The 26,730-nt window shown below is 61.5% G+C and carries 24 protein-coding genes and 1 tRNA gene; 16 read left to right on the top strand and 9 right to left on the bottom strand.

Annotated features, from left to right (window positions below; all coding sequences use genetic code 11):
* Window positions 1–50 precede the first annotated feature (50 nt).
* From ACEK02_RS07010 to ACEK02_RS07000, 3 genes are read left to right on the top strand one after another with little or no spacing between them, the layout of a single operon-like run.
* Window positions 51–1,217 carry an ABC transporter ATP-binding protein gene (locus ACEK02_RS07010; RefSeq protein ID WP_371421075.1) on the top strand — a complete coding sequence of 389 codons (1,167 nt, stop codon included), beginning with the start codon at window positions 51–53 and terminating at the stop codon, window positions 1,215–1,217.
* Complete coding sequence (locus tag ACEK02_RS07005) at window positions 1,214–2,125, top strand: ABC transporter permease (protein WP_371421074.1); 912 nt, start codon at window positions 1,214–1,216, stop codon at window positions 2,123–2,125. Before ACEK02_RS07010 ends, ACEK02_RS07005 begins: the two co-directional genes overlap by 4 nt.
* Complete coding sequence (locus ACEK02_RS07000; protein ID WP_371421073.1) at window positions 2,125–2,940, top strand: ABC transporter permease; 816 nt, start codon at window positions 2,125–2,127, stop codon at window positions 2,938–2,940. The genes ACEK02_RS07005 and ACEK02_RS07000 overlap by 1 nt, the downstream gene beginning before the upstream one ends.
* A gap of 8 nt (window positions 2,941–2,948) precedes the next feature.
* Here the strand turns inward: ACEK02_RS07000 and ACEK02_RS06995 are convergent, their stop codons facing one another.
* A complete protein-coding gene (locus ACEK02_RS06995) occupies window positions 2,949–4,877 on the bottom strand; it encodes an AsmA family protein (protein WP_371421072.1) in 1,929 nt (642 codons plus the stop codon).
* A gap of 265 nt (window positions 4,878–5,142) precedes the next feature.
* On the opposite strand from ACEK02_RS06995, the gene ACEK02_RS06990 reads away from it, so the two are divergent.
* The 3 genes from ACEK02_RS06990 (at window position 5,143) to ACEK02_RS06980 (ending at window position 7,760) form a co-directional block, all read left to right on the top strand.
* Window positions 5,143–5,847: a CoA transferase subunit A gene (locus ACEK02_RS06990; RefSeq protein ID WP_371421071.1), complete on the top strand. Its 705-nt coding sequence runs from the start codon at window positions 5,143–5,145 to the stop codon at window positions 5,845–5,847.
* A 28-nt stretch (window positions 5,848–5,875) separates the two neighbouring features.
* Window positions 5,876–6,526: a 3-oxoacid CoA-transferase subunit B gene (locus ACEK02_RS06985; protein ID WP_371421070.1), complete on the top strand. Its 651-nt coding sequence runs from the start codon at window positions 5,876–5,878 to the stop codon at window positions 6,524–6,526.
* A gap of 169 nt (window positions 6,527–6,695) precedes the next feature.
* The gene (locus tag ACEK02_RS06980; protein WP_371421069.1) at window positions 6,696–7,760 is read left to right on the top strand and encodes an AI-2E family transporter; all 1,065 of its coding nucleotides are present in this window, start codon (window positions 6,696–6,698) and stop codon (window positions 7,758–7,760) included.
* 5 nt (window positions 7,761–7,765) lie between these two features.
* Here the strand turns inward: ACEK02_RS06980 and ACEK02_RS06975 are convergent, their stop codons facing one another.
* The 3 genes from ACEK02_RS06975 to ACEK02_RS06965 form a co-directional block, all read right to left on the bottom strand.
* The gene (locus ACEK02_RS06975) at window positions 7,766–9,406 is read right to left on the bottom strand and encodes an ABC transporter permease (RefSeq protein ID WP_371421068.1); all 1,641 of its coding nucleotides are present in this window, start codon (window positions 9,404–9,406) and stop codon (window positions 7,766–7,768) included.
* 148 nt (window positions 9,407–9,554) lie between these two features.
* On the bottom strand, window positions 9,555–10,571 hold the full coding sequence (locus ACEK02_RS06970; protein WP_371421067.1) for a Fe(3+) ABC transporter substrate-binding protein: 1,017 nt from the start codon (window positions 10,569–10,571) through the stop codon (window positions 9,555–9,557).
* A gap of 170 nt (window positions 10,572–10,741) precedes the next feature.
* Complete coding sequence (locus tag ACEK02_RS06965) at window positions 10,742–13,048, bottom strand: TonB-dependent receptor (RefSeq protein ID WP_371421066.1); 2,307 nt, start codon at window positions 13,046–13,048, stop codon at window positions 10,742–10,744.
* Window positions 13,049–13,411: 363 nt separating this feature from the next.
* Between ACEK02_RS06965 and ACEK02_RS06960 the strand changes: the two genes are divergently transcribed.
* Genes ACEK02_RS06960 through ACEK02_RS06950 form a run of 3 tightly spaced genes read left to right on the top strand, consistent with a single transcriptional unit; the run spans window position 13,412 to window position 15,592 of the window.
* On the top strand, window positions 13,412–14,077 hold the full coding sequence (locus ACEK02_RS06960) for a response regulator transcription factor (protein WP_371421112.1): 666 nt from the start codon (window positions 13,412–13,414) through the stop codon (window positions 14,075–14,077).
* Complete coding sequence (locus ACEK02_RS06955) at window positions 14,074–15,408, top strand: ATP-binding protein (RefSeq protein ID WP_371421065.1); 1,335 nt, start codon at window positions 14,074–14,076, stop codon at window positions 15,406–15,408. Before ACEK02_RS06960 ends, ACEK02_RS06955 begins: the two co-directional genes overlap by 4 nt.
* Before the next feature lie 55 nt (window positions 15,409–15,463).
* A complete protein-coding gene (locus ACEK02_RS06950; RefSeq protein ID WP_371421064.1) occupies window positions 15,464–15,592 on the top strand; it encodes a hypothetical protein in 129 nt (42 codons plus the stop codon).
* A 16-nt stretch (window positions 15,593–15,608) separates the two neighbouring features.
* Here ACEK02_RS06950 and ACEK02_RS06945 read toward each other — a convergent pair whose 3' ends face one another.
* Window positions 15,609–18,863: a PAS domain-containing protein gene (locus tag ACEK02_RS06945; protein ID WP_371421063.1), complete on the bottom strand. Its 3,255-nt coding sequence runs from the start codon at window positions 18,861–18,863 to the stop codon at window positions 15,609–15,611.
* A 366-nt stretch (window positions 18,864–19,229) separates the two neighbouring features.
* Between ACEK02_RS06945 and ACEK02_RS06940 the strand changes: the two genes are divergently transcribed.
* The 4 genes from ACEK02_RS06940 (at window position 19,230) to ACEK02_RS06925 (ending at window position 21,018) form a co-directional block, all read left to right on the top strand.
* Window positions 19,230–19,601 carry a phasin gene (locus ACEK02_RS06940; RefSeq protein WP_371421062.1) on the top strand — a complete coding sequence of 124 codons (372 nt, stop codon included), beginning with the start codon at window positions 19,230–19,232 and terminating at the stop codon, window positions 19,599–19,601.
* Window positions 19,602–19,870: 269 nt separating this feature from the next.
* Window positions 19,871–20,305 carry a phasin gene (locus tag ACEK02_RS06935; RefSeq protein ID WP_371421061.1) on the top strand — a complete coding sequence of 145 codons (435 nt, stop codon included), beginning with the start codon at window positions 19,871–19,873 and terminating at the stop codon, window positions 20,303–20,305.
* Between the two features lie 150 nt (window positions 20,306–20,455).
* Window positions 20,456–20,532, top strand: a tRNA-His gene (locus ACEK02_RS06930).
* Between the two features lie 255 nt (window positions 20,533–20,787).
* Entirely contained in the window at window positions 20,788–21,018 is a 231-nt protein-coding gene (locus ACEK02_RS06925) for a hypothetical protein (protein ID WP_371421060.1), read from the top strand.
* A gap of 30 nt (window positions 21,019–21,048) precedes the next feature.
* On the opposite strand, the gene ACEK02_RS06920 is transcribed toward ACEK02_RS06925, so the two are convergent.
* The gene (locus ACEK02_RS06920) at window positions 21,049–21,696 is read right to left on the bottom strand and encodes an SGNH/GDSL hydrolase family protein (protein WP_371421059.1); all 648 of its coding nucleotides are present in this window, start codon (window positions 21,694–21,696) and stop codon (window positions 21,049–21,051) included.
* Between the two features lie 257 nt (window positions 21,697–21,953).
* Between ACEK02_RS06920 and ACEK02_RS06915 the strand changes: the two genes are divergently transcribed.
* Together ACEK02_RS06915 and ACEK02_RS06910 are read left to right on the top strand one after the other, a co-directional pair.
* Window positions 21,954–22,229: a hypothetical protein gene (locus ACEK02_RS06915; RefSeq protein WP_371421058.1), complete on the top strand. Its 276-nt coding sequence runs from the start codon at window positions 21,954–21,956 to the stop codon at window positions 22,227–22,229.
* Between the two features lie 280 nt (window positions 22,230–22,509).
* Complete coding sequence (locus ACEK02_RS06910; RefSeq protein ID WP_371421057.1) at window positions 22,510–22,779, top strand: hypothetical protein; 270 nt, start codon at window positions 22,510–22,512, stop codon at window positions 22,777–22,779.
* A 52-nt stretch (window positions 22,780–22,831) separates the two neighbouring features.
* On the opposite strand, the gene ACEK02_RS06905 is transcribed toward ACEK02_RS06910, so the two are convergent.
* On the bottom strand, window positions 22,832–22,954 hold the full coding sequence (locus ACEK02_RS06905) for a hypothetical protein (protein ID WP_371421056.1): 123 nt from the start codon (window positions 22,952–22,954) through the stop codon (window positions 22,832–22,834).
* Window positions 22,955–22,988: 34 nt separating this feature from the next.
* Here ACEK02_RS06905 and ACEK02_RS06900 point away from each other — a divergent pair, with 34 nt between their 5' ends.
* A complete protein-coding gene (locus tag ACEK02_RS06900) occupies window positions 22,989–23,669 on the top strand; it encodes an AAA family ATPase (protein ID WP_371421055.1) in 681 nt (226 codons plus the stop codon).
* A 93-nt stretch (window positions 23,670–23,762) separates the two neighbouring features.
* Here the strand turns inward: ACEK02_RS06900 and ACEK02_RS06895 are convergent, their stop codons facing one another.
* Entirely contained in the window at window positions 23,763–26,150 is a 2,388-nt protein-coding gene (locus ACEK02_RS06895; protein WP_371421054.1) for an EAL domain-containing protein, read from the bottom strand.
* Between the two features lie 265 nt (window positions 26,151–26,415).
* Entirely contained in the window at window positions 26,416–26,691 is a 276-nt protein-coding gene (locus ACEK02_RS06890; RefSeq protein ID WP_371421111.1) for a metal-sensitive transcriptional regulator, read from the bottom strand.
* Between the last annotated feature and the right edge of the window lie 39 nt (window positions 26,692–26,730).

Below are 26,730 nucleotides of genomic sequence, written 5' to 3'. Positions count from 1 at the left end.
GAAGCGCTGATGCTGTTGAGCCCGCGGCGTTCCGCGGTTAGCTTGCCGTTATGACGAATCTCACTGCGACAATCGCGGACCCGGTCGCCAATGATGCGCCGGTTATCGCCTATCCCACGCCCTTGCTGCGGATCGACGGCGTCACCAAGGCATTCGGCGCGCATAGCGCAGTGGACAATCTCTCTCTGGACATCAAGGCCGGTGAATTCTTCGCGCTGCTCGGGCCGAGCGGCTGTGGCAAGACCACGTTACTGCGCATGCTGGCCGGTTTCGAAGCGCCGGACACCGGGAAGATCGAGCTGAACGGCGAGGACATCGCTGCGGTATTGCCGCATCAGCGGCCCGTCAACATGATGTTCCAGAACTACGCACTGTTTCCGCACCTCAATGTGCGCGACAATATCGGTTTCGGTCTCAAGAATGCTGGCTTGACGCGTCTCGGCATCGATACGCGGGTGGCCGAGATGGTGGCGCTGGTCAAACTCCAGGGATTGGAGAAACGCCGACCGGATCAATTGTCGGGCGGTCAGAAACAACGCGTGGCGCTCGCGCGGGCGCTGGCGCGACATCCGCAGCTGTTGCTGCTCGATGAGCCGCTCGCGGCCCTCGACAAGAAACTGCGCGAGGAGACCCAGGTCGAGTTGATGACGCTGCAGCGCCAGCTTGGCACCACCTTCGTGATCGTCACCCACGATCAGGAGGAGGCGATGACCATGGCCGACCGCATCGGCGTCATGAATGGCGGCCGCCTGCAGCAGGTGGCGACGCCGAGGCAGCTTTATGAGGCGCCGGTATCGCGCTGGGTCGCGGAGTTCGTCGGCGACGTCAACATCATCGAAGGCGGCATCACGCACCGCGACAGCCATCGCCTGACCATTGCCGGCCGCGATGTCGGAACGCTATTCGCGATCGAGCCGCGACAGCCTGTCGGCGATGCAGTCATCTGCGTTGCCATCCGCCCGGAAAAGATCAGGCTGTCACGGCGTGGACCGGCGACAGACCTGGTCAATAGCGGTGCGATGAACAGCCTCGAGGGTGTCATCGCCGATGTCGGCTATCTCGGCGGTCGTTCGCTCTATAAAGTGAAACTCGACCGCGGTGCGACATTGCGGGTGGCTCTCGCCAACACCGCACGGCTCGATGTCGATTCCTATTCGATGGGGGAGCGCGTCGCGGCATGGTTTGCTCCCGATGATTGCGTGGTGCTGGTTCAATGAGCGCGCGTCGCATCTTCACGGCGCCGGCGCGCCTCGCTGCGATCCCGCCTTACGTCTGGATGGTGCTGTTCTTTCTGGTGCCGTTCGGCTTCGTGCTGAAGATCAGCCTGTCGCAGACAGCGATTGCGCAGCCGCCTTATATGCCGGTGTTCGGACTGTCCGAGGGAATCGGTGGCCTGAAGGCCTCGTTTGCCGCGCTGTCGCTGGATAATTTCCGATTGCTCGTTTCGGACAATCTCTATCTTGCATCCTATCTGCGCAGTGTTCTCGTCGCGGTGGTATCGACCTTGATCTTGCTCGCGGTCGGTTATCCCATCGCCTATGGCATGGCGCGTCTACCCCGCCGCTGGCAAGGCATCGCGATGATGCTGGTGATCGTGCCGTTCTGGACCTCGTTCCTGATCCGTATCTATGCCTGGATCAACATCCTGCAGCATGACGGCTTGCTCAATAAGATACTTCTTGCGTTGCATATTGTATCGACGCCAGTCGTGTGGCTGTCCACCGACAGTGCCATGTATCTCGGCATCGTCTATTCCTATCTGCCTTTCATGATCCTGCCGCTCTATGCCACGCTGGCGAAACAGGACCCGTCGCTGATCGAAGCCGCGGCCGATCTCGGCGTCTCGCGCATTGACGCGTTCTGGCTGGTAACAGTTCCCTTGTCCTTTCGCGGTGTCGGTGCCGGCGCGTTGCTGTGCTTCATCCCGATCATGGGCGAATTCGTTATTCCCGATCTGCTCGCCGGATCGAACTCGTTGATGATAGGCCAGACGCTGTGGCTCGAATTCTTCACGAACAAGGATTGGCCGGTGGCGTCGGCTACCGCGATTGTGTTGCTCGGGCTGCTGCTGATCCCCCTGCTGATTTATGACCGGTTGCAGCGCCGCCAGCTGGAGGCACGCTGATGGCCGTGCATCCGCTTCGTCTGTCGCGCTTCAACGTCGCATCCCTGGTGCTTGGTCTTGCATTTCTCTATCTGCCGATCGTCATTCTCGTCATCTATTCGTTCAATGCCTCGCGGCTGGTGACGGTGTGGGGTGGCTGGTCTACGCGCTGGTACACCGAATTCTTCAACGATCGTGCGATGCTCGATGCTGCCTGGATGAGTCTTCGCGTGGGTGTCGTGTCGGCAACGCTGGCGACGCTGCTCGGCACGTTGGCAGCGATTGCGTTGACGCGTGGCGCGGGATTTCGCGGTCGCGCGCTGATGTCCGGGATGCTCTACGCGCCGCTGGTGATGCCCGAGGTGATCACCGGCCTGTCGCTCTTGCTGTTGTTCGTGGCGCTTGATGCCGGGCGCGGCTTCGTCACGGTGACCATCGCGCACACCACACTCACCATGTGCTTCGTCACGGTCGTGGTGCAGTCGCGGCTCGCGGGCATCGATCGGAGCCTCGAGGAAGCGGCGATGGATCTTGGCCGCGACCCGTTCCGCGCCTTCCTGGCCGTGACCCTGCCACTGATCTGGCCGGCCATTGCTGCCGGCTGGATGCTGGCCTTCACGCTTTCGCTCGATGATCTGGTGATTGCGAGCTTTACGACAGGACCTGGTTCGGCGACGCTGCCGATCCGGATCTATTCGGAAGTGCGTCTTGGCGTGAAGCCGGAGATCAACGCGATCTGCACGCTGATCGTCGGCTTCATCGCCGTGGTCATCTTACTGGCATCGCTGGCCTCGAAATTGTCGAGCGCCCGGGGCGAAAGCGCCGCGCCGTTATAAGGCAAAAGTCAGTTCGCCTTTGGTGCCGCATCCGCAGGTGCTGCTGCCGCAGGCGTATTGGCGGGTTTTTCCGGCTCTGGTGCCGGCGTCTGTTTGGGCACACCCGTAAAACGTTCGATCACCGAGCGTACCGCATCGCGGGTCTTGCGATCCTTGACGGCGTCAAGCAGGGGAGCTGCACCGGGCGAACGACGGATCAGGCTTTCCGGATCCGGGAAGATCAGCGGATCGTCCCACGGGCCCTGTATCACGAAAGGCAGTTCGAAGCCGCCGGTGCCGTTGGCCGCCGGGTTGAGGCTGGCGGTGCCCTTGAAGTCATATTCGCGCGACGGCACCGACGCGGTGCCGGTCAGCGTCAGTTTTGCCGCCGGGCCATCGATCCGGATATCCTGTGCGGTGGCGATGCCGTCATTGAATTTCACGGACATGTTGAGCGTGTTGAACGGTGTCGAACCCGAGCGGAAATTGCCGGCGCCGGACAGGGGACGTCGCTCCAGCCGCTTCAACAACTGTTCGACGTTGAAGCCGCTGATGGCGCCGTCATGACCGGTCAGCGTCGCGGTTCCGTCGAGCGATTGCGCGAGGCCGAACGGCGATGAACCCGAGGCCTCCAGCATCATGCTGAGATTGCCGCGTCCTGTGAGCTTGTTGACGCCGAACAGATCGCTGGCACAGGCCTGCAGGTCCACATCGCTGAACTGGAACTGGGCTTTCACGTCAGCCACGGCATCGGAATGCGCAACGTTGAACGACCCCCGGACGATGCCACCATAGATCTGCGCTTCACCCACTGACAGCGCCAGCGTGCCGCCGCGCAGGTTGGCGCCGAGCGCGGTACGGCCGAGCACGGACGAGCCGACGGTGACCTTGGCGGCCGATAGGCGCATGTCGAGATCGGTGGTGGACAGCGCGTTCAGATCGAACAACTGCCGGTTCCAGTCCCGCGCGCCGGAGGCCAGCAGTCGCACGGTGGATACATAGGGCGTGAAGTCGAGCGCGCCGGCAGCCAAGGTCGCCTGCAGCGTCTGACGGCCGGTGTTGCTGTAGGTCATGACGCCTTCGGCGCTGTTGCCGTCGAGCTCGACATTGACGTTGGTGAGGGCAATCGACGGGCCTACCAGGCTGGCGCGCGCCTTGAGGGCAAAGCGGCCGAAACCGCCGGAGCCGGGCGGCGCCTGGCCGACCCAGCGCAGTGCATTGCGGAGCGACATGCTGTCGGCGGTCAGCGTGCCCTCCATGACGAGGCTGGCGCGGTTGGCAACAGTGCCGTCAAAGGCGAGCTTGATCGGCGCACCGGCGATGCGTGCCTTTACGCCGGAGCGCTCGCCCGACAGTGCGGCAATGAAGTCGCTCACGCTGAGGCTGCCGTCGATCCGCTCGCCGCGCCAGTCGAACTGGCCGGTTGCAGCGAATGAGCGCGAGATGGATGGCCAGGCCAGCGACAGGTCGATGTCGCTGAGACGCTCGCTATTGTGCGAGTCCTGATAGTGCAGCACGCCGTCCTGGATGCGGATTTCGGAGAAGGACAGCGGTTGCTCGGCGCCCGGCTTCATGGTGCGGGCGATGGATTCGATGAACGGGGTCCAGTTGCTGTCGCCGGAGGTTTCGCGGATCACGCGGATGCGCGGCCGCAGCATCATCATGTCGGCGATTTCGAAGCGCTGCAGCAGGAGCGGAAGCAGCCGCAGATTGGCCGTCAGCACATCGACCGTCAAAGCGGGATCGATCGACCCGCCGCCCTTCAGGCCGACATCGTGAAACGAGACATAGCTGCCCGGAAAGACCGACACATCCACCGCGCCGTTGACGACGAAGTCGAGCCCCGTCACGGCGCGAATCTGCGACTCCACGGCATGGCGCAGCGTATCGCGGTTGAGCAACCACGACATGGCGAACAGCCCGATCACCGCAACACCCAGGAGCGCCGCAATCGGCATCCCCAGGCGTCTTATTCCTTGGGCACTCGTCAATGAACTATCCGGGTTGGTTGGTGGTCACACATAGCGGGGCGGCATCCATGTGCGCCCACGTCCAAGGTCCTCAATTTGAAGGGTTTTCTTGACGCTTTCAAGGCCATAGCAGGGGTGATGGGGTCGCAGTCCCCCGCGATTGACCTGCCGCGGAGTTTCCGCCTAATAATCCACGACATAGCCGCCCGCGCCCGCTGGGTTCTCAGCGCATTCCTGCATCAGGTCGATTCCCATGAACAAGGTCTACCCCGACGCCAAATCGGCACTCGATGGCATTCTCAAGGACGGCATGATGATCATGTCCGGCGGCTTCGGCCTCTGCGGCATTGCTGAGGACCTGTCGGACGCATTGCGCGACTCCGGGGTCAAGGACCTCACCGTGGTGTCCAATAACGCCGGTGTCGACGGCATCGGCCTGTCCCGCCTGCTGGAAACCCGCCAGATCAAGAAGATGATTTCGTCCTATGTCGGCGAGAACAAGCTGTTCGCCCAGCAGTATCTGGCCGGTGAGCTGGAACTCGAATTCTCCCCGCAGGGCACGCTGGCCGAGCGCATTCGCGCCGGCGGCGCCGGCATTCCGGGCTTTTACACCAAGACCGGCGTGGGCACGCTGATCTCGGAAGGCAAGCCGACCATGGAATTCAACGGCGAGACCTATATGCTGGAGCGTGGTCTGTTCGCCGACATCGCGATCGTGCACGCCTGGAAGGGCGATACCGCAGGCAATCTCGTCTACCGCAAGACCGCCCGCAATTTTAACCCGATGATGGCGACTGCCGCGAAGATCACCATTGCCGAAGTCGAGCATCTGGTGCCGGCCGGCGAGATCGACCCGGATCACGTCCACACCCCCGGCATTTTCGTGAAGCGCATTGTCGAGGTCGGTACCGGCAAGAAGCGGATCGAAAAAGTGACCTCGCGTCAGCGTCCCGCGTAACCGCCAAAAGCAAAAACAGGAGAGAACGATGGCTTGGACCCGTGATCAAATGGCAGCGCGCGCGGCTAAGGAATTGCGCGACGGATATTACGTCAATCTCGGCATCGGTATTCCGACGCTGGTATCGAACTACATTCCCGAAGGCGTCGACGTTCAGCTGCAGAGCGAGAACGGCATGCTCGGCATGGGTCCGTTCCCCTATGAGGGCGAGGAAGATCCGGACCTCATCAATGCCGGCAAGCAGACCGTCACCGAACTGCCGACCACCAGCTATTTCTCGTCGGCAGACTCCTTCGGCATGGTCCGTGGCGGCCATATCGATCTGTCGATCCTCGGCGCCATGCAGGTCGCCCAGAATGGCGATCTCGCCAACTGGATGATCCCCGGCAAGATGGTGAAGGGCATGGGCGGTGCGATGGACCTCGTCGCCGGCGTCAAGCGCGTTGTCGTGGTCATGGAGCATTCCGCCAAGGACGGCGCCAAGCTGCTGAAGACCTGCAACCTGCCGCTGACCGGCGAGCGTGTTGTCGACATGGTCGTAACCGATCTGGCCGTGTTCACCATCGACAAGCACGGCAATGACGGCATGGCCCTGATCGAGCTTGCCGACGGCGTGACGCTCGATGAGGTAAAGGCCAATACCGAAGCTGAATACCGGGTCGCACTGACCAATACGTGATGCCGTAGGATGGGTAGAGCGCAGGCGCGATCGCGCCGAAGCGAAACCCATCATCCCGGCGCACCGGGTGACAGTAGGATGGGTTTCGCTTCGCTCTACCCATCCTACGAATTCGGAGCTTTGGATGCCCGGCGACTGCCGGGCATTTGCGCATAGGAGCTACATTCGCATGCGCGCGAGTCTCGAAGACCGTTTCTTCCTGCTGCTGATCGTCGTGGTCACGCTGGCCTTCGGCTGGATCATGAGTTCGTTCTACAGCGCGATCCTGTGGGGCGTCGTGATCGCGATCATGTTCGCACCGATGCACCGGCGTCTGGAGCGCCGGATGCCGAAGCATCCGAATTCGGCAGCCCTGCTCACCGTCGGTCTGATCGTGCTGATCGTGATCCTGCCGCTGACACTGGTTGGTGCATCGCTGGCGCAGGAGGCGGCCGTCGTCGTCGGTAAGATGAAATCCGGCGAATTCAATCTCGCGCACTTCCTTCAGCAAATTCTTGATGCGGCGCCGCAATGGGCCAGGAGTCTGCTCGACCGCTTCGGGATCGCCAATCTCGGAGGCCTGCAGGAGAAGATCTCCAACGGGCTGATGCAAGGTAGCCAGTATATCGCCACGCAGGCGCTGAATATCGGTCAGAGCACTTTCGACTTCATCATCAATCTCGGCATCATGCTCTATCTGCTGTTCTTCCTGTTCAAGGACGGTGAAGCGCTGGCGCGGCGTGTGAAGGACGCCATTCCGCTGCGGTCGGAGCTGCGCGACGATCTGATGCAGAAATTTACGGTGGTGATCCGCGCCACCGTGAAGGGCGGCATTCTGGTTGCGCTGGCGCAGGGGGCGCTGGGTGGCCTGATCTTCTGGATCCTTGGCATCAATGCCGCGCTCCTGTGGGCGGTGCTGATGGCGTTCCTGTCGCTGCTGCCGGCGGTCGGCGCCGGACTGGTCTGGATGCCGGTCGCACTCTATCTGCTGGCCACGGGCTCCATCGTTCAGGGCGTGATCCTGATCGCCTATGGCTTCCTTGTCATCGGTCTGGTCGACAACATCCTGCGCCCGATGCTGGTGGGCAAGGACACCAAGCTGCCTGATTACCTGGTGCTGATCGCCACACTCGGCGGCATCGACGCCCTCGGTCTGAACGGCTTCGTTGTCGGTCCCGTGATTGCGGCGATGTTCGTGGCGGCCTGGGCGATCTTTGCGGAGTCACGCAAAAGCGTTCAGATCCCGATCGCGTAAACGCGTTACACCGGCCCCTGCGGCACATCTGCAAAGCGCGTCAGCCAGACCACCGGACCGATGCTTGCAGCGACGATCAGCAGTGCGGCGAGTGCGCCCTCTTCGAAACTGCCGCGACTGGCATATTGATAGATCGATGTCGCGAGCGTCTCAACGTTCAAGGGCCGCAGCAGCAGCGTCGCCGGCAGCTCCTTCAGGCAATCGACAAAGACCACGATGGCAGCGCCAAGCAGTGCAGGGCGCAGCAGCGGCAGTTGAATCACGCGTAGCGTGGTGATTGCCGGCGCGCCGGCGGCGCGGGCGCTGTCGTCGTAATCGACGGGGATGTGCTCGAAGCCGGCCTTGATGAAACCGGTCGGCACCGCCAGGAACCGGATCACATAGGCGGTCACCACGGCGGCCCCGGAGCCGACCATGACAAGCCCGGGTGATGCGAGACCGAGCCATCCGGCGAGCATGCTGAATCCATTGTCGATGAACAGTACCGGCGTCAGCAGACCCAGCGCCAGCACCGTTCCGGGCAGCGCATAGCCGGTCTGGGCGACAGCGACCGACAGGTTGGTCAGCCGCGAAACACGCCAGCGCTGGGCAACAATCACCACAAGTCCGAGAAGCAGCGCAGCTCCCGTGGCAATTGCGGCCAGTGCAATGGTGTGGCCGGCATCGCGCCAAACCGTCGTTTCGATCGACAGCAGGCCGCGGCGCAGGCTTTCGCGCAGCAGATAGAGCAAAGGCACGGCGAAGCCCAGCAGGGCGGGGATCAAGCAAGCGGTGAAGGCCAGCCAGCCTCGCAAGCCAGTCAGCGGGGTGCGCGGTGCCAGTCTCGGATTCTCCGATGAAAATTCCACGTTACCTTCGCGGCGCCCGAAACGCTCGATGGCGATCAGCACCGCGACGATGGCAAGCATGAACAATGACAGCTGCGCAGCACCGGCAAGGCTGCCGCGATTGAGCCAGGTCGTGAAAACCGAGACGGTGAGCGTACGAATGCCGAGATATTCGCTGGCGCCGATATCGTTCAGCGTTTCCAGCGATACCAGCGCGAGACCCACGGCGAGGGCGGGCCGCGCCATCGGTAGCGAGACACGGCGGAACGTCGTCCAGCGATCCGCACCGAGTATCTTCGCGGCTTCAGCAAAATCGGCGCTGCGATGCTGGAACATCGCGCGGGCAGAGAGATAGACGTAAGGATACAGCACGCTCCCGATCACGAAGATCGCGCCATGCAGCGAACGCAGGCTCGGGAGCCACCTGATCGCGTCTGGCAACGACATTGTCGTCGCCAGCGTGCGATGGACGAGGCCCAGTGGCTCGAACAGGTCCACATAGACGTAAGCGGCGAGATAGGTCGGAATCGCGAGCGGCAGCGGCAAGAGCCAGAGCATGAGCGCGCGACCGGGGAAATCGTGCGCCGAGATCAGCCATGCGGTGCCGGCACCGACTGCCAGCGTGACGATACCGACGCCGAGCAGGAGGGCTGCCGTGTCGCGCAGCGCCTGCGGCAACACATAGGTGATCAGATGCTGCCAAAGCTCTGGCTCCGGCTGTAGCGCGAGTAGCGCGATGCTGATCACGGGCACTGCCACGAGAAGTGCGGTGGCAGCGGCGATGATGGTCGCGGTGAGTTCGGTGCGGGAGAGGGTCACACTTCTTCCTTCCTTCTCCCCGGCGCGAAGCAGAGCTTCGCCAGGTGGGAGAAGGTGGCCCGGACGTAGTCCGCGACGGATGAGGGAGGCGGCTGGATTCGGAGTTTGCGGCTATCCCTCCCCCGTCCGCGCTCCGCGCTAATCACTTTCAATTATCGAACCCGACCTTGTCCACCAGCGTCGATGCGGCCTTGCGGTTCGCCGCAATCCTGGCGATGGGCATCGGATCGGCATTGAGCTTGCCATAGCCCGCGATGGTCGGATTCACAGGGATGCCGGCGCGTACCGGATATTCGTAGTTTGCGTCGGCATAGACCTGCTGGGCATGTTCCCCAACCAGCCATTCGATCAGCTTCATGGCATTGGCCTTGTTCGGCGCATGTTTGGCCAGCAAAACGCCGGACAGGTTCACATGGGTGCCGCCGCCTTCGAAGGTCGGCAGGATTACCTTGGTGGCTTCCGCCCATGGCTTCTTGTCGGGATCGGCATTCATCATCAGTGCCCAGTAATAGGTGTTGCCGATGCCGAGGTCGCATTTTCCGGCCGCAACGTCGCGGGCGGTCTCGCGGTCGCCGCCGGACGGCTTCTGTGCGAGATTGGCCTTCACGCCGCGCAGCCATTCTTCGGCCTTGGCCTCGCCGTGCTTGGCGACATAGGCGGCAAACAACCCGTTATTGTAGATGTGCTGACCGGAGCGGATGCAGATCTTGCCCTTCCACTTCGGATCGGCGAGTTCCTCATAGGTGATGGCGTCCTGCTTGACCCGATCCTTCGAGGCATAGACCACGCGGGCGCGCATCGAGATGCCCGCCCAGTGGCCGTCGGGATCGCGATATTGCGCCGGGACGATCTTCTCGATTACCTCGGATTTCATCGGCTGCGTCACGCCAGCCTGCACGGCTTCGTCGATGCGGCCGATATCCACGGTGAGCAGCACGTCAGCCGGGCTGTTGGCGCCCTCGGCCTTCATGCGCTGCTCAAGGCCGGAGCTGGCGGAGATCACATTGACCTTCACACCGGTGTCCTTGGTGAAGGCCTCGAAGATAGGCTGCACCAGCTTGGTTTCGCGATAGGTATAGACATTGACCTCTTCGGCAGCCTGCAGCGCGGATGCACCGAGGGCAGCGAAAACGACGGCGGTAGCAAGGGCGTGATGCTTGATCATGAAATGGCTCCGGCAAGGGGCGATATGCGATGGCAACTGGAATAACGCAGAGGTCTTTCGGACGTCAGCGACGTAACGTCGCGCGGCCCATATATTAGACCTATTCCAGATTGATGGGACGGACCGCAGGCAGGCAACGACTTACCTGCGGTCCGCTGTCATGCACAGTTCTAGAAGTTGGCAGTTGCCGACAACCGGAATACGCGCGGCGAGCCAGGCGTGATGTTGTTATTGCCGTCCGCAGTCGCGAAGTAGCGGTGGTCGAGCAGATTCTCGATGTTGAGCTGCGCGCGCCACATCTCGTTCAATTTGAAGAACACGGCCATGTCGACCCGGGTCCATTCGGGGAGCAGCACGGTGTTGTCTGACGACGCATAGAAATTGGCATAGTGGATGACGCCAACCGCGGCGGCCCACTGTGGCGTGAACTGGTACTTGTTCCAGAGCGAGAACGTATTGAGCGGCACCAGGCCGACGCGGTTGCCAGGAAGCACCGTTGTCGAGTTCGCGCCGGTGATCTGGGCGTCCGTATAGGCATAGCCGCCCGTCACCTGCCACGCATCGGTGATGTAGCCGGCCAATGAGGCTTCGAAACCGCGGGTCTTGGTCGCGCCGCTGGTAATGAAAAAGCCGGCATTGTTCGGGTCCGCCAGACGCTGGTTGGTCCGGTTCAGATCGTAGACGGCGGTGGCGAATTGCAGGCGTGGATGGATATCCCACTTCAATCCGACTTCGTTGTTCACGAATTTCTCAGGCTCGGCGATTACGAGGCCTGGTGAGAGCGTGCTGAATTGGTCACCCGAGCTCGGCAAGTAGGACACCGCATAGCTGTAATAGACCGAGACGTTGTCGACCGGCTTCACGATCACACCGGCGCGCGGTGATACGAGGTCGTCGGTACGGGTCTGGACAACGCCGGTGCGGCGATCCCGCGAGGACAGGTCGAAGTGGTCGAAGCGCAGGCCGCCGATCAGCTGCAGATAGCGGGTAATCTCGATCTGGTCCTGAACATAGAGGGCGCCGAGGTTCAGATTGTAGGTGTTGTTGGCGTCTGTCGCGGTGTTCCGGAAGGCGACGGGGTCGAAACGCGTCGGGCTCCGGGGATCCACAGATAGGCTGGTCTGCGCCGTGTCGCCGTTGAAATAGCCGCTCTGCCGGAAGGCAAGCCCGCTCTGATTGCCGACTTCGCCGCCGAACATCACGGTGTGGCGGATCGGGCCAGTACTCACGCGATAGGTGAAGTCCGTCTGGTTGAACAGATTCTGGCGGTCGGTCTCGTTGTTATAGGCGCTGAGATTGACCGAGGTGCCGGGAAGGTTCACCGCGCCGCCCGGATAGACGTTCTGATAGAACTTCCGGTAGTCCGCGAATTGCGACGAGTTTTTCACGGTCAGTCCGTTCTCGAAATCATGCTCGATCACGGCATTGGCGATGTTGACGTCGGAAATCGCATAGCTTGCATTCGGATTGCCGAAATAGGTCGAGGAGGCGGTATTGTAGGCGAATTGCGGCAGCGCTCCGCCCGGACGGACCTGCGAGGGAATGCCGCGATCGACCGTGCGGTTGTCGTGCAGATATTCGTAGCTGAGCTTGACCTTTGTGGTGTCGTTCGGCGCAAAGGTGACTGTGGGATTGAAGCCGTAACGTTCGAGATTGACGAAGTCGCGATAGCTGTCGGTGTTCTCGTAAAAGGCGTTGAAGCGCACTGCGAGGTCCTGGGTGACGGCCTGGCCGATATCGACCGAGGTCCGGCCGCCTGGATACGAGCTGCCTCCGACCGTTACTTCGCGAATCGTCGTGCCGTCGGCCTCCTTGAGCACGCGGTTAACGACGCCGCCACCGCCGCCGCGGCCGAAGATCATCGCATTCGGCCCTTTCAGAACCTCGAGACGCTGCAGATTGTAGAAGTCGCGGAAATACTGCACGTCGTCGCGAATGCCATTGGTGTAGAAGTCGGCATTGCTGCGCTGGCCACGGATAACGAGGTCGTCGCGATGCGACTCACCCTGATGGTAGATCACGCCGGGCACATAGCGGACGGCTTCACCGATCGAAGTGAAGGCCTGATCTTTGATGAAATCCTTGGTCAGCACCGATACCGATTGCGGCACGTTGATCAACGGCGTGTTGGTCTTGGTGCCGCTCGAAATGTTCTGGGTGATATAGCCGGACTGTCCGGTACGGGCATCCTGATTGCTGACCACGGGCGGCTGGCGAACCGGCTGCGGCGCAACGGGGCGCGTACGGGCGACGCGGCCGGATGCGGTGCGCCGCGGCTGGGCGCGGCGCACGCGAGGCGCGCTGGGAGCGTCGACCTGCACCGGCGGCAATGTCGATGCGCCGGAATTCGCATTCTGCGCAATCGCCGGCTCTGCGATGCAAAATCCCGTCGCGATCATGGCCGCCGCGCTCGTCGAAATCAGAAAAGCCTTGCGCGCCGCCGTGCTGCGTCCCCCGATCGAAGTCCTGGAAGTCATTACTACGCCCCTGAAATATTCTCCGCTCATGCAGATGCCGGCGGTCCTTGTGCTTCCCCGGAAACACTTGGACACATCTGCAATCCGGAGTATTAGGCGCGAATTAGATGGCGTTTAGAATCCATCGAACTTCGAGGGATATGCCCAGGGGTGTGTGATCTGTGCACCAACAGGCGTCGAGCTAATTTGTAATCGTTCTAAACGAGGTGTGGTGTCCAGCCTGCTCCAAACTAATAGTCACTGGACAAGCGCTGGTATTACCGATGCTTGGAGTAGGGGAATATCGGGATGCCTCCGATACTGTCTGACATGCCGAGAGCTGGCTTTCCAAATTTGCCGTAGGCACGAGCACGAGATTCAATGATGCGCGTTCTACTGATCGAAGACGACGCCATGTTCGGCAAGGCTCTGGTGCGCGGCCTGAGCGAGAACGGCATGAGCGTCGACTGGGCGCGCAACGGTCGCGATGGTCTGGCAGCCATGGACCGGTCGGAATATGCGGTCGCCCTGATTGATATCGGTCTTCCCAGGATCTCCGGCCTGGACGTGCTCAAGGCGCAGCGGCAGTCCGGCATGACGACGCCGGTGCTCATCATCACCGCGCGGGATGGTGTGTCCGATATGGTGGCGGGCCTCGATCTCGGCGCAGACGATTACATCGTCAAGCCGTTTGAACTTCCGGTACTGCTCGCGCGCATACGCGCAGTCACGCGTCGCGCGAATGGTCGCGTGATATCGCTTATGACGTCCGCGGAGATCACGCTGGATCCATCGACCCAGGTGGCGACATTCCGCGATATCGAGCATCTGCTGTCTGTCCGTGAATTTGCGGTGCTTCATGCCTTGATGGAACGGCCCGGGCAAATATTGTCGCGCAGCCAGATCGAGAGTCGGATCTACGGCTGGGGCGAGGAAGTCCAGAGCAATGCGGTCGACGTGCTGATCCACGGACTGCGCAAGAAGTACGGTAAGGATATCGTCCGCAATGTCCGCGGAGCGGGCTGGATGGTCACGAAGGAGGGGGCATGACGTCGTTGCGAAAGACCGTGATGACGTATGTCACGGGTCTGCTGATGGTCGTCGGCGCAGCCGCATCGGTCACGTCCTATTATTTCGTCAAGTATGAGGTGAACAGCTTCCAGGACAACGCTCTTCACGAGGTCGCGCTCACGGCAGGTCTGGTGTTCAGGCATGATATCGAGCCGCGGATTGATGCCGAGCTGGAAGATCAGCTGGTGATCCAGATCTGGGATCAGTCGAAACAGCCCATTCATCGTTCAGGCCCTTCGGTCGATATCCCGTTTCAGTCGGAACTCGGCTATGCCGACGTGACCGCGGGTGGGGAACGCTGGCGCGTGTTCAGGTCGCGCGACGCGACGCATGCGATCCAGGTCTCGCAGCGCTGGAGTGCGCGCGAGGAAGTCGCCGCCTATGCCGCCGCGGGCGCTGCCGTGCCGCTGATCGCCGCCATTCCGATCGCATGGTTGATGATCTGGTTGGTGGTGAAGCGCGTGTTGTCCGGCCTTGGAACGCTGTCGGCGGATATCGGGCAGCGAAGTGCCGATGCGAAGGATGCACTTGGCCTGAAAGGCGTGCCGGTCGAAGTCGCGCCGCTGGTGACAGCCATGAATTCCCTGATCGAACGACACCAAACGGCGCTGGAGACACAGCGCCGTTTCGTGTCCGACGCGGCACACGAATTGCGGACACCGCTCGCCGCCCTCCAGATCCAGATTGATAACCTGCGATCGCGTGAACTCGATGCGCCTGAACGTGAGATCGCGCAGGATCTGCTCGACGGAATTAGAAGGGCCTCCTATTCGGTCAACCAGTTGATGACCATGGTTCGCGCCGATGCCGGCATCGAAAGCGAAGCCGAAGTCGTCGATGCGGAGGCCTTCGTGCGACTGGTGGTGTCAGGTTTTGTTTCCATCGCCGAGGCCAAGGGCGTCTCGCTCGCGATCGTGCCGGGGACGCGTGATGATCTGAATGTTCGTGCCGCCGATCTCCGGCTGATCGTCTCGAACCTGCTCGACAATGCGGTGCGTTATACGCGCGCCGGCGGCACGGTCAGCATCAAGGCTGCGCGCCGGGGGGCGGATTTCGTCATCGAAGTGATCGACAGCGGATGTGGAATACCGGAATCCGCCGTGCCGTATCTCTACGACCGCTTCTTCCGTGCGGCGCCGATGGATATCGATGGCACAGGACTTGGACTGGCGATTGCCCGGACGGCGGCGGATCGTAACGGTTTCCGTCTCGATATCGGAAATCGTAGCAACGCACAGGGCGTGAGAGCGGCTGTTTCGATTCCGCTCGGCAACGTTTTGGACGATGTCAGGCAGCCCGAAGCCGCGTAGGCGGGTTACGCATCGCCGTCGCCATCGCCGGGCAGTGCATGCCTCACGCACCACGTTGCTGCTCCATGTTGCGGCATTGACGTGGGGCGCGGCCTTTATCGGCTTCGCCGTCTCATTCGGCCCGCTGCTGATCGGCTATCGCAAGCCGCGCCGTTCCGACGCGGCGATGGCGCTCAGCCGCTGAAACGGGTGACGGCCAATCAGGCCTTCACCGCGGCATTCGAAAAGGCCACCTCGATCAGCGTGCCTGAACTCGGCGCGGTCTTGATCTGGAAGCGCGCATTGTTGGCCTCGACGAGCGCCTTGGTCAGCGACAGGCTGACACCCGAACTGTCCGATGACTGATCGGACGGGGTCGTACTCCGGAACGGCTCCATCGCGGCGGCGAGCTCGTTGTCGTTGAGGCCGTGACCAGTGTCGCGGACGCGCAGTACGATCTCACCGAGATCCGACAATGCAGTGGAGACGATCACCTGGCCGCCGGCATTGGCGAGATGGATCGAAGTGCCGATCAGGTTCAGCGTGATCTGCCGCAGCGCGCGGGCATCGGCAACGACGGTCGGGAGCAGATGCGCCAGCGAGGTGCGGATGATGATGCGGCCGCGATTGGCCTGCGGTTGCATGACCGCAACGCATTGTTCCACCATCTCGTTGAGGTTCTGCGTGGTGAAAGCGAGGTCGATCTTGCCGGTCTCGATGCGTGACAGATCGAGCAGGTCATTGACGATGGCAATGACGCGCTCGCCCGAGGCGCGAATGTCTTTCATGTATTCGATATAGCGCTCGTTGCCGAGCGGGCCGAAACGCTGGTCGACCATCACTTCCGCGAAGCCGATGATGGCGTTCAGCGGCGTGCGAACTTCATGGCTGATCCGCGCCAGCACATCCGCCTTCGCGGTTGCCGCACGATCGGCCTGGCGGCGTGCATTCAGCAGTTCGGTTTCGGTCTTCTTCGTCTGTGTAAGATCGCGGAATACGGCAAAAAAGTTCGACCCATCCGAGCGTGTGCGGCCCATGGTCATCGACAGCGGCACGAGGCCGCCGGCGCGGATCTGGCCCAGGGCCTCGCGACCATGATCCATCAGGCTGGCCACGCCGGCTTCCCTGACGCTCTCGAGATAGTCCAGCACTACGCGGCGGCTTTCTGCTGCGAACAGGTCCGTCACATTGCGTTGCGTCAGTAATTCGCCGCTATAGCCGAACAGCGCCTCGGCGCTGCGATTGCAGGAATTGATGTTGCCTTCGGCGTCGAACATGATGACGCCTTCGGCCATCGTATCGAGGATCGTGGCGAGTTCTTCAGCGTCGATATGACCGCCGGGCAATGGCACATCCGCGACAGGTGCAGCGATTTCGGCAGGCTCCGCCCTGGGCGGAGAGAAAATCAGCGCGTGCGCCGGCTCGTTGTCCCATGAAATGGTGTACAGGCGCGCTTCGGCGGGCGCCATGCCGCCGGATTTGTCGCCGGCCGAAATTGTCACGGCGGTCCCATCATCGGAGGTGCTGGCCGCAGAAGAGACGTCAGCTCCGACATACAGCGCGTCGAGGCCACCCGCTTCCTCCAGCGCGTTCAGGGTCGGATAGTTCATGCGGGCGAGGAATGCGGGATTGGCAAACAGCAGGCGATCAAGCCGATAGATCAGAACGCCGACGGGCATCAGGTCGAGCAGGATCTTGTCGCGCATCATCTCGCCGCGCGGCGGCGCCGGTGGTGTTGTCAGCCACGCGGCCTGCGAAGTTGCACCAGCCGACGAGAATGAATCCTGCGCCGTCGCCGCATGATCATGCCCATCGTCTTCTGTGCTCTCCGGTTCGGACGTGTTTGTGTTCGTGATCAATCCCGTCTCCGACTCGAGCCGCGCCGACAATTGCCGCGCAAGCTCGTTGAAGGCGCTGTTCTCGACAGGCGTCAGTGCCGGCGATCTGGGATCGCCTGGTCGAAATGGCACGACGTTCTCGGGTGGTTGCACGGTGCTGTCCGGTGTGGTTGGCGGTGGTGTCGGCTTTGGTATGGGGGCGGTGGTAAGGGCAATCGGTTCATCGAGATTGTCGCCGACAGGGCCGGCCTGCGCGACATCGGCGGATAATGGTCGGGGCGGTGAATCGCCGATGTGATCACGTCGACGTTGCTCGGCGAGCCGCGTCATTCCATCGAGGTCGCGGCAAACACCGAAACCGCGGTAGCCGGTGAAATTGCGCCCGCGATCGAGCAGCGGCAGGCCAGAGAGTTCGACAGGCAGGCGGCCACCGCCATCTACCGGCCAGAGCAGCGTGATACCACTCCATGTCTGCTGCGTGGCCATCGCCTTGACGACGTGGCCATCGGGATCGAGATCGAACTCGGCTGTGAGATCGTTCCACTTGCGACCAAGACTTGCCGCTGTGCGCGGGCCGATCAGGTGGATGAATTCGTCAGAGTTCAGGGTGAAACGCTTCTCCGCATCGATTTGCCATACGAAACGGAGTGGTGTCGTGCGCGGTTCGATGTCGGGCAGCGCAACGGACGCGGGCTGGTCGGCAACCGCTTCGACAGCCGGCGACTGCGCATCAGTCGGTGCGTCGGCATGCGCGATGGTTTCGGCGATCACGTCTTCGAAATGCGCGGCGCGATCGGCATCGGTATTGCTAGATTCGATCGGAGCATCGATGTCGATGGTATGTTCGTTCAGGTGTGCCGCCTCGGGGGCCTGATCGAATTCGACGAACAACTCGCTTGGCTCTGCAGGGGCGCTCTGCGGTGCATCGCTGGCTTCCGGTTCTGCCGGAGCCTCGAGTTCTTCTTCGCGAGGTGCCGGATGGACAGCGCCCGGCGCGATCAGCGCGACCAGCCCGACATCGGCGCCGCTGCCCACGCGTTGCAGCACCATGCGGCCGAAACCGATCGGGGTTTCGATGCGGCCGTCCTTCAGCGCGCCGTCGCGTGCGTGATCGAGGCCGGCATCGGAGAGATTGCGAAAACCAAGCAGTGCCCGGGCCATTTCGTTGGCGCCGACGAACAGGCCGTCGCGTGCAAAGGCGGCGATCGGCGTGTCGATCCCCTCGACGAGGTTTTGCAGCCGTTCCACCAGCGGCATGCCGCGGCCACCGAGCGGCTCCACTGCGATCACGAGAATGCCGTTGCCGCCATCGGGAAATTCAAGCTGCGAGCAGGCGCAGGTCATCAAGCTGCCCAGCGCCGCGCCGAAGCCGCGCAAGCGCTCCAGTCGCATCGTGCCACTGGCCGGCAGCCGCGAGCCGAGGAGGGCTATCTGGCGGCGATGGGTATCGGCGGGCCCGAAAGTCCTGGCAAACAGGTCCGCTGCATTACGGGCACCGAACAGCCGCGCGCCGACCGGATTGGCCCACAGCACGCGGGTGCCGTCGAGCGACCACAGCCAGACCGGCTGGTTGCTGGTGGCGTGCACTGCCAGCCGTGCATCGCCGACGCCCCGCAACTGAAAATCCGCATTGTTCATCGGCACTTCATGACTGACTCGTTGGGCGTCCGTCCGGTATCCGCGTCACAGATTACGGGCCAAACGATGACATCGTTAATATTTCGTTAGTATCGCCCGCGGCGGCGCGCAGGTCCACGTCCGCCAGCCATTCCAGCAGGCTAAAGCAGCAATAACGTTAATCCGCTCCGAGGGTTCGCTATCCTGCCGAACCGAAAGGCAGCACCATGCGTTGACAGTTGCAAAACAAAAACAAAGGTCCACGATGGGATTGGACGAGGACGGGACCGCCGCGTCACACCGGCGATGCCAAGCTCGGCTAGATTGCAGTGGCGACACGGGAGACGGGGCTGTGGACGGCTCCGTCAATGCATAATGGAGCGGGACATGACCGACCAATTCGAGATTCCGAAGGAAATGCGCGCAATGGCCGAAGCCAGCTTTGACCAGGCCAAGCAGGCATTCGAGAAGTTTCTGGCCAGTGCACAGAGCACGGCTTCGTCGATCGAAAATCGCGGTGAGACCGTGCGCGCCGGCGCCAAGGATGTCAGCACCAAGGCGATTGCCTATGCCGAAAAGAATGTCGCAGCGTCGCTGGATTATGCCCAGCAGTTGCTGCACGCCAAGGATCTTGGCGACGTCATGCGGCTCCACAGCGAATATGTGCAGTCACAGATGAAGTCGCTGGCGGAGCAGGCCAGCGAAATGGGCCAGATCATGAGCCGCGCTGCGACGGAAGCTGCGAAGCCCAAGACCTGATCGAACCCATGCGCTCTCCGTTTTGCTGGCGGTGATCGAGCGACCGCGAGTTCCATGACATGGAGGCGCATGCGGGCCGGGTCTCATGCGATTCTGCGGTGCAATATTCTGTTGCGTCGCACAATTTCGACATGATATTGCGGTAAGCACAATGGCGCATCGCTGATGGCGATGCCGCTCTGTTTCCCGCCAGTTGATGAAAGGCACCGATGCCTTCCGCAGCCTCCGCGGGTTTATTGGTTTCACCCCCACCACGAAGGATGCACGTTATGGCCGAATCGACCGATCCGTTCTCGTCTTCCGTTATTCCGTTCCAGGTGCCGGAGCAGGTCCGCGCTTTCGCCGAAAAGGGCGTTTCGCAGGCGCGCGAGGGCTACGCCAAGCTCAAGGACGCTGCCGAGACCCATAACAGCACGGTCGAAGCCGTGTTCGGCACGGCCTCGAAGGGCGCTGCCGAATATTCGGCCAAGCTGCTCGACATTGCCAAGACCAACACCAATGCGGGCTTCGACTTCGCCCAGTCGCTGATCGGCGTGAAGTCGCCGTCCCATATGATGGAACTGTGGGCCGCTTTTGCGCGCAGCCAGCTCGAGACCTTTGCCGGTCAGACCAAGCAGCTCGCTGAACTCGGCCAGAAAATCGCCTCCGAGACCGCCGAACCGATCAAGACCGGCGCCTCGAAGCTGTTCCAGCCGGCCGCCTGAGCCGATTGCACCGTCAAATGACCGAAGCCCGGGCCGCAAGCCCGGGCTTTTGTTTGCGCAAAAATCGCGCATCGCGGCCTTGCCAAAGTGATGCGTTGCACCTAGTTTCCCGCCTGTTCGGGACCCCCTGTTTTGGGGCCGGTCAAGGATGCAGTTGTAGCTCAGTTGGTTAGAGCGCCTGTTTGTGGAGCAGGAGGTCGCTGGTTCGAGGCCAGCCAACTGTACCATACAAATCAATCATTTAGCTGATGATAGCGGAGCCGCTGTTTTGGGCTGCGCAATGTCTGGCCGTTCGGGTCAGGCTGGTGCCGTCGGAGCGCCGGTCAGATCATTCGGCGTGGCCACGATCTGCTCGGGCAGTAGGACTTCCGCACACAGCCCGCCCTCCGGTAACGCGACGTCGCAAATGCCGCGCGCTTCGGGCGGATCGTGGAACTCGATTGCCGTGGTCCCGTTGGCTTCCGAACGACAGGGAGGCAATCATGATCGACACTGACATCAGCAATGCAGGTATTGCGGTGATGTGCGACATCGCGCGCGCCTCCGGGCTCGATCTCGACGCCGATAAACGTGCGGTGCTTGACGGGCTGATCGCCCAGGGTCTTGTCGAGGTAGTCGATCAAGCCAAGCCGGCAGCGGGTCCGAAATTTGCGATCACGTCGAAAGGGCAACTGCTGCTCGACAAGCGCGGCGTGGGCGTCAACGAGGCCTGAGGCGGCGTCCTGCGTTCATCGCTTGCGCTGCTATTTGCCTTTGCAGAGGACCTCGCTGACCCCGCCAAGAACAGCCTTGGTCCAGATCGCATAGCCCACATCATTCAGGTGAACGCCGTCGGTTGTGTATTTCGCTGGCATGGACGGGATGGTGACAAGCCTCGCGCCAGCATCGCCGGCGATCGTTGGCAGCAACGCGTTGTAGCTGTCGATCGTTTGACCGTTGATGCGAGCGCTTTGGGATTTGCCGGCTTCAACGGGCGTCACGGTCGCAATGGCCATTCGTGGGGCCGTGGATTTCAGCGCCGCGAGCAAAGCGAGATAGTTGGTCCTGTACAAGTCGGCGTTCACAGGGACCGCAGCATCGTTGAGTCCGAGGGAGATGACGACCATGGCGGCCTGCTTCCCGCCAAGTGCTTTTGTCAGCATGGCGTCGAGACCGCTCGATGTCGTCGATCCGTCGATTCCGGCATTGACGATCGGCCGACCGCAAACTGCACGGGGGAAGGTTGCGCGCTGGACGATGCTGTCACCGAGGATGACGACGGGATCATCAACCTGTTTCAAAGCTGCCCTGATCAGCAACGGTCGTGGCGGAGTTGCGTCGTTGCCCTTTGGCCATGCCGCCCAGACGCACAATCCAACGAAGCCGACAATGCCAACACGGGTCCAGTTCACGATCGTGAACCGCCTGCGCAGGTTCGGAGTATTGCTTTTGTCTCAATGTTCATGCTGGACCGTCTCTCACGCGAGGTTGCGACGGGGCAAAGGTGTCGCGATGTCAGGGAGAAACTACAGGGCAGGAGCGAAGGCAAGCCCGATCGCTGCTGCGTCCGGCTTGCCAAGCGGGCAATCGTCTCCGACACTCCCGGGATAATGTGCAACCAGGGGGTCCTATGACGGTACGTCCAGGAATTTTGAGCGGGTGGCTTGCCATGTCAGTCATGATGGGTGCGTCGTTCTTCGCGACGCCGTCACAAGCCTATACCCAGGATCAACAGCAGCTTTGCAGCGGCGATGCCTTTCGGCTCTGCAGCGCAGCCATTCCCGATGTCGATCGCGTGACGGCCTGCATGGTGCAGAAGCGCGCGCAATTGAGCCCAGGCTGCACGCAATTCTTCCGTGAGCCGGCAGCCCGGGCGACGCCGGTCAGCGCGCGCAGACCCGCTGCCAAATCGCGAAAGGCGAAGAGAGCAGCCAGCGCGAGTTGACCAATCATCGCTTTTGCTTCTGCTGATGTTCAGTGAGCAAGTCGCAGCGCATGTCGCGGCGTAATCTTGCCTGTCGGGCGCAGCACCGCCGCCAATCGTGGCAAAAAAGTGAACCCGGGACAAATTGACACGTTGGGTATCACGGCACGACGCAACATCTCTGGACGATGAGGAGAGTCATTTTGAGCGGTGAAACCGATATCGACTACAAGGCAGAGCTCAATCGGCACCTTGCCTGGTTCGAGACCAAACTTCCGCCCGGCCCGGCTCGATCTGTAGGTTGCGCAAGCCCTCATCGAAGCTGGTTCGATTCCCGCTCGGTATTTTGCTCATTATCGGCGGGATTTTCAGCATTCTTCCTGTGCTTGGCCTCTGGATGTTGCCGCTCGGACTCATCCTCATTGCGCAGGATATCCCGCCACTGGAAAAACCGGTGGCGCAATTTCTCGGCTGGCTTGAGCGTAAATGGATCGAACGTCAGCGTGCGAAAGGCATTGTTATCAGTGGCCCCGACTCAACACGTTCGAAAGACGCTGATAGCAAGATTTGAGCGTCCAATTTGATACCAGAGTGCGACAAAGTGGCGGCAAGCGTACTACACCTCACTCATTTTGGGCCTGTTGCGCCGCACTGTGTGACTCAAAAACCAACATTCCAAACAAATCAGGCACATATCCTTGAAATGCGCCTAAATATGACTTTAACGAATCAGCAGACTGATTCATTTTCGCCTCCTGGGGTCAATCTGGAGGCCAACATATGAACGTCATAGTTTTCGCATCGCGTAAAGGCGGTTCAGGGAAGAGTACCCTGGCTGCACATCTTGCTGCTCAGGTTCATAAATCAACCAAGCCTTGCTTGCTCATCGACGCGGATCCGCAAGGTTCGCTGACGCTGTGGCACAAGCTGCGGGGCACAAATGAACCACCGCTGAAGAGCGCAAATCGCAGCGTGACCGAAATGGTTGCCGCAGCGAAGCGTGACGGTTTCGAATGGGTGTTCATCGACACGCCGCCGAATACATCGGCTGTAGTCGACGATGCCATCAAGAACGCAACCATGGTGATCATCCCCGCGCGCCCCGGCGTGTTCGACGTCGACGCGGTGCAGGCTACGATTCAGAGCTGCCGCTCCGCCCGCAAGCCCTATGCGGTTGTCATCAACGGTGCACCGGCACGCCGTGACGATTCCGAAAGCCGTATCGTGGCGATCGCCCGCGAAGCACTCGCCAAGTTCAAGGCTCCGGTGTGGTCGGGTCAGATCACCAACCGCGCAGATCTCCTGCTCGCACTTGGCGAGGGCGAGGGTGCTCGTGAATATCAGGCAGAAGGTCGCGCAGCCGGCGAGATCGGGAAGCTGTGGGCGGCGATCGAACGTTCGATCAAAGCTATTCGCGGCAACGGATCGGCGACGGGCGCGATGCACAAGCAGGCGGCCTGATCGCCGCTCTGATCTGTTGATCCCAGAAAAAGCGCGCGAGACCTTCGCGCGTTTTTTGTTGTTGGTGTGATCGGGACGGTGGGGCGCTCACGCCTATGCTGAAATAGCAATATCTCCGGCGGGCGAGGTCATCCCTTGGGTGACTTCAAGGAAGTTGTCTATGTCAGCCGGACGGCCGAGCAGATAGCCCTGCACCTCGTCGCATTTCTCGTCGCGCAGGAATGCGAACTCCGCTTCGGTTTCCACGCCTTCGGCGAGGACCGGCAGTCCAAGCCCGCGGCCGAGGCCGAGGACCGCGCGCACGATGGCCGCTGCCTGGCTGTTCGTATTGACCGACTTGATGAACGATCCATCGATCTTGATCTTGTCGAACGGGAATGCCCGCAGGTTCGACAGCGACGAATAGCCGGTGCCGAAATCATCCATGGCGATGTGAACGCCAAGCGCTTTGATACGGCGCAGCGTCAGCAGCGCGCGATCGAAGTCGCGGACCAGCGCGGTCTCGGTGATCTCCAGCTCCAGGCGGTCCGCCAGCAGGCCGGTTTCCAGCAAGATCTCATGAACGGTCGCGACAAAACTATCGTGATAGATCTGAACCGCCGAGACATTGACCGCAATGGTCAATGGCTGCTTCCAGGTCGCGGCTTCACGGCAGGCGGCGCGAAGCACCCATTCGCCGATCTCGAGAATGGCGCCGGTGTCTTCCGCGATCGGAATGAAAATGTCCGGGCGAATATTGCCGCGAACAGGATGGTTCCAGCGCAGCAACGCCTCGAAGCCGATCACGCGGCCCGACTCCATGGTGCCTTGAGGCTGATAGACCACTTTCAGCTGATTGGCGTCGATGGCGTTGCGCAGGTCGTGTTCGAGCAGCCGGCGGTCGCGCACGGCTTCCCCCATTTCAGGTTCGAAGAAACGCCAGGCCGCGCGCCCCTCGGACTTGGCGCGGTAGAGCGCGGTGTCGGCACAGGCGAGCAATGTATCACGGTCGCTGGAGTCGTTGGGATAGAGCGCAATGCCGACGCTGGTGGTGACGCTGCCGAGTTCGAAGGTCGCATCCTTGCCCCGGAATGCTTCCAATATCCTGTCGGCGAATTGACTCGCGGTTGCGGGCGAGGTCAGGTTCGGCAAGAGAATGGCAAACTCGTCGCCGCCAAGGCGCGCCATCATCTCGCCTTCGCCAAGCAGGGCGGTGATGCGCGCCGTGACGCTCTTGAGGACCTTGTCGCCAGCGGCGTGGCCGAACAGGTCATTGACCTGCTTGAACTGATCGAGATCCAGCGCGAGCACGGCGAGCGAGCGGCCCTTGGATAGTGTCGCAATCTCCTGATCGATGCGATCATGGAACGTGCCGCGATTGGGCAGTCCGGTCAAGGAGTCGTAATGGGCGAGATAGCGGATGTGCTGTTCGGCCTGTTTGCGTTCGCGAAGGTCACGTACGGCGATGACCTGATGTGGCGTCCCCGCAAAATCGATTCCACGCAGGATCAACTCAATCGGGATCGTCTTGCCGTTGCGCTGCCGCAGGCTCGCTTCCACCGATTTGTCCGGCTGGCTCATGATACGAGTTCGCGTCGCTCCATCGGGGAAGCAGTGCTCGAGCCGTTTTCCGATCAGCGAGTCAGCAGGTGATCCCACTAGTGCGGCGAAGGACGTATTGACCGTGACGATGGTCTCGCCGTCGCAGACCAGCAGGCCTTCGACAGCAGCATTGGCGAGACCGAGCATGCGGTCGGCTTCGAGATCGGAGCGGCGGCGATCACGGATATCCAGCACGATACCGGCCAGCGCCAGGCCAATGATGGCGAAGCTGATCAATGAGACGCCAAGCGCGAGCCATCCGGCAGGAATGGTCAGCGGCGAGACGGCGATGGCAGGATCAGGGATGATCGTAACCGCGCTCATGGCGGTGAAATGGTGGCTGCAGATTGCGAGCGTCAGCAGCAACGCGCCGCCGATCTTCTGGCGCAGGGTGGTTCCATGCAGCCCTACCGGAAGCGCGATCGCACCGAGGACGCCCCCCAATACGATCGAGACGATGACGAGCGGCATGTCCCAGTGAATGCGGGCCTGAAGTTCGAAGGCGGCCATGCCGGTGTAATGCATTGCCGCGATGCCGCCCCCGACGATGGCGCCGCCGATCCATGCGCCGGCACGAAAATTCGGGATCAGCGACACGGCAAGGCCGGCACCGGTCAGCAGCAGCGCGGCGATCAGCGAGACGACCGTGAGTACGATATTGTAGCCGCTCGGCATCCCCGGCGAGAACGCCAGCATCGCCACGAAATGCGTGGCCCAGATGCCGAAGCCCGTGGAGATCGCCGATACCGCGAGCCAGACGAGGCGCATCTGGCCTGTGGCGCTTCGGGCATAACGGAGCAGGTTGATGGCAGCGAGTGACGCGATCGCGCAGATGATGGCTGCGAGGCCCACGAGCCTGAAATCATGAGCATTGGCGATGCAGTTGTAGATCGTGAGCATGTACAGGTACCGCGCGCGGGGACTACCGCAATTGCGCGGGACGTTAGATATAAGTACGTAAAGACACGTAAATACCAATGCCTGGTGTTCTCACGCGCCTGCCGTCCTGCCGCCGCGCATGCTTAGCCAGTCGTAAATTATTCGAATATCCGCGAGTTCCTGGTGACTTAAGCGTGTGGTCGAATTCGACCGACACCCTCACCGCGCAAAAATCGTAACGATTGATCAACTGTCTTGCGACATCGCAGAAGGGCGGGCGTCGGCGTCACCGATCGACGCGGCTGACCACGTCCATCAACTCGGCGATCTTGCGGCGTTGGTCGGCCTTGTCGCCTGACGAGATCGCGTGCTCCACGCAATGTGCGACGTGATCGCGCAGGATCTCCTCCTCGACGCGCCGCAGCGCTGCGCGGGCTGCGGCGATCTGCGTAACCACATCAATGCAATAGCGATCGGCCTCGACCATGCCGGCAAGGCCGCGAACCTGGCCCTCGATCCGTTTGAGGCGTTTTAAACAGGATGTCTTGATCTCGTCGCGCATGAAGTCCATATACCCCCATAGGGTATATGTTTCAAGAGG

Origin of the sequence: Tardiphaga sp. (assembly GCF_041424195.1) — a bacterium.
In the GTDB taxonomy this organism is placed as follows: Bacteria; Pseudomonadota; Alphaproteobacteria; order Rhizobiales; family Xanthobacteraceae; genus Tardiphaga.
The sequence above is the reverse complement of the archived record's forward strand: the minus strand, read 5'-3'. Positions and strand labels throughout refer to the sequence as shown.